The sequence below is a fragment of the Bartonella sp. AC535YNZD genome, from assembly GCF_042196625.1.
Taxonomy (GTDB): Bacteria; Pseudomonadota; Alphaproteobacteria; order Rhizobiales; family Rhizobiaceae; genus Bartonella.
Window position 1 is genome coordinate 1 of record NZ_JBHIQP010000038.1, and the last position, 2,772, is coordinate 2,772.

At 37.2% G+C, this 2,772-nt stretch carries 1 protein-coding gene and 1 pseudogene; both read left to right on the forward strand.

Translation table 11 applies throughout. The annotated features are described in order from the left end of the window. Nucleotides 1–437: autotransporter outer membrane beta-barrel domain-containing protein (locus tag ACFIM8_RS08895; RefSeq protein WP_375614810.1), on the forward strand; the 437-nt coding region annotated here is incomplete at its 5' end. Nucleotides 438–606: 169 nt separating this feature from the next. Then, a pseudogene (locus ACFIM8_RS08900) lies at nucleotides 607–2,772 on the forward strand (autotransporter outer membrane beta-barrel domain-containing protein); the annotation flags it as partial.

Here is a 2,772-nt window from a genome sequence, read left to right on the forward strand (position 1 = left end):
CGAGCGGTAGAACGTTTGCAACAGGGTATAAAGGTGTTGTTTTTGATCCGCAGATTCAGGTTGTTTATCAGCATCTTCAGTTTAATCAGGCGTTTGATGTTGATAATCTTGATGTTGATTTAGGAAAATTTCATCAATGGGTGGGGCGTGTTGGTGGGCGTTTAAGCAAGACGTTAGGTGTTGTGGAAGAGGGACGTGAAGTTTCTTTTTATAGTAAGCTTTCTTATTTGCATAGTTTTGAAGATAAGCAATTCGTTTCTTTTAAAAACGATTTTCAGTTAGGTTCCTTTGGTTCTTCTTTGGAAGCAGGGGTTGGGTTTAATGCCCGTCTCTCAACAAAACTTTCTCTTCGTGGAGATGTCACTTATCAGCATAGATTTAAGAAAATTGGTTTTTCTGGAACGAGTTTCTCTGCTGGATTGCATTATTATTTTTAGCTATACATAAACTATATAGTAACTTATATATAAGTATATATAGTGTTATATTAAGTATTAAAGTAGCTCTTTAGTTTTATATTTATTGTATTTTGAGAAATTTATTAGCTTAAATATAGACATTATTCTTCAATAAATAGAAGTAGGGGAATAGGAGGCGGCAAGAGTTATGATTTATGTATTTCATAAATATGTATTTTTATGCAACGTTACAACAGCTATTCTTTATTTTTTGCAGGTTACGTATGTTAGTGCTGCGGGATCTTCAAGTGATCCAAGAGGGGTGTTTTATAAATGCGATGATAGAAAAACACACTTTCTCGCAGATAAAGTTTATTACTTAAAAAATTCTCAGGAGACTGCACCTATTGCAGCTATATATGTAGAAAAAGCAGGCACTGTTGTTAATGCCTCTCAGATAGCAGTTTATGGCGATGATCCAGATAAAATATCTGCGTATGGGGCGTATGTAAGAAATGGTGGAAAAATTAATCTAATAGCTTCAGATTTTAAGAGTATACCTGCTCTTCGTGCTCAAAATGCCGTTATTAGCATGACAGTAGGGGAAATTAAGGGGACTTCACATGCTATTTATGCATGGGGGAGAGGAACGGATATTGCTTTAGTGAGTGTGAATATCAATATTGAGCCAGATAATTTGAATGTAAAAGGGATCGGTATTATAAGTGGTTTTGATGCAATGGTTAAAATGACAGACGGTACCGTTAATTTTAACCAGATTGGCTCATTTTCAACCCGATTTGGGGGGCGCTATATTCTTGATACTATGGGGATTACGGGGCATGGAAGGAGAGAGGAAACTTTAACAGATAGTGATGGAGCTATGGGGGTATTGCCAGAAGCTTTTGAGGTTTTTCAAGGTGGTGACGTTCATTTGAAAAACAATTTTATCCAGCTAAACCATATGCATGCATTTTTGATGAAAAACTTTTCAGGTTATGTAAGTGATAATGGTAAGTTAATTCAAAAATATATTTCACCAGATGGCTTTAAAAATACAAGTATTAAGATAGAAAAAAACAATATTTCTGTTCAGGGTGAGGGAGTATATGGACTGTATTTTAATGTTTTAGCTCCAGAAGAGATTGCTAAAATGTTGAGGCAACGAGATGATGAAAAAAATTTAGAAACCAAAAAAGTTATTACGGGGAGGGCTTTTGTTTATTTATCAGAGACAAATATGACAGTTCCAGATGGGATTGCAATTTATGCGAAGGGGAATAAAGACTATGAAGTAAAAGGCACTCTTGAATTATCGCATGAAACAAAAATCTCTGGTGATGTGTTGCTAAAAGCTGAAAATAATGCTTCTCTATTGGTGAAAGCAAACGCTTCCTCTCTTACAGGAGGTACGCGTGTTGAAGATAGATCGGTTATTGATTTAGAGTTAATTCGTTATTCAAAATGGTATCTTACTAAAAGTAAATACAATGGTTTACAGGAATCTGTTTCATCGCTTTCTTCTCTAAGTCTTTCCAATAGCACATTGATCTTTGATGAAGATAGTGGTTATCAAACGCTACGCATTGGAAAAAAAGCAGATATAGATGCAGGAGATAAAATTCTCGCATCAAAAGATAAAAAAGTCTATAGTGCTGAGGGAAACGCTCAGATTAGGTTGAATACATTTTTGAATGATGAGGGTTTGTTTGATCCCCAAAAGACGGATCGCATATTGATCTATGGGGATGTTTCTGGAACGACATTCATTCATATGCAAAATTTTCCAAAATATTCAAGTAAAGAAGTCTATGAGGGAAGAGATCAAAGCATTTCAATCGTTCAAGTTGCAGGAACAGCGCGGGCAGGTTCTTTTCGACTCGCCAATGGTTATAATGGTTATACTACGGTGAAAGGTTTTCCTTATCAATATCGTATTCGTGGTTATGGTCCGGGCTCGCCTTTTGGAGAAGCGAATGCTAAGCAAAGATTAGTGGAAGGTGAGGGGGATTTTTGGGATTTCCGACTCGAAGGGGTTTATATTTCTTCTAGAATAGGTTCTTATAATGGTCCATTTGGTAAACCTGCTTCGTTTTCATTATCTCATCCTGTTAATCCTCCATCTTCTCCTCCCAATTCACTTTCTACGTCGTTGATATCTGACTCTCCTTCTTCTACGTTCTCTGCTCTTGTTGATCCTCCACCTTCTCCCCCCGATCCACTTTCTACGTCGTTGACATCTGACTCTCCTTCTTCTACGTCCTCTGGTCCTGTTGATCCTCCGCCCCCCAATCCATTTTCTACGTCGTTGATATCTGACTCTCCTTCTTCTACGTTCTCTGCTCTTGTTGATCCTCCACCTTCTCCCCCCGAT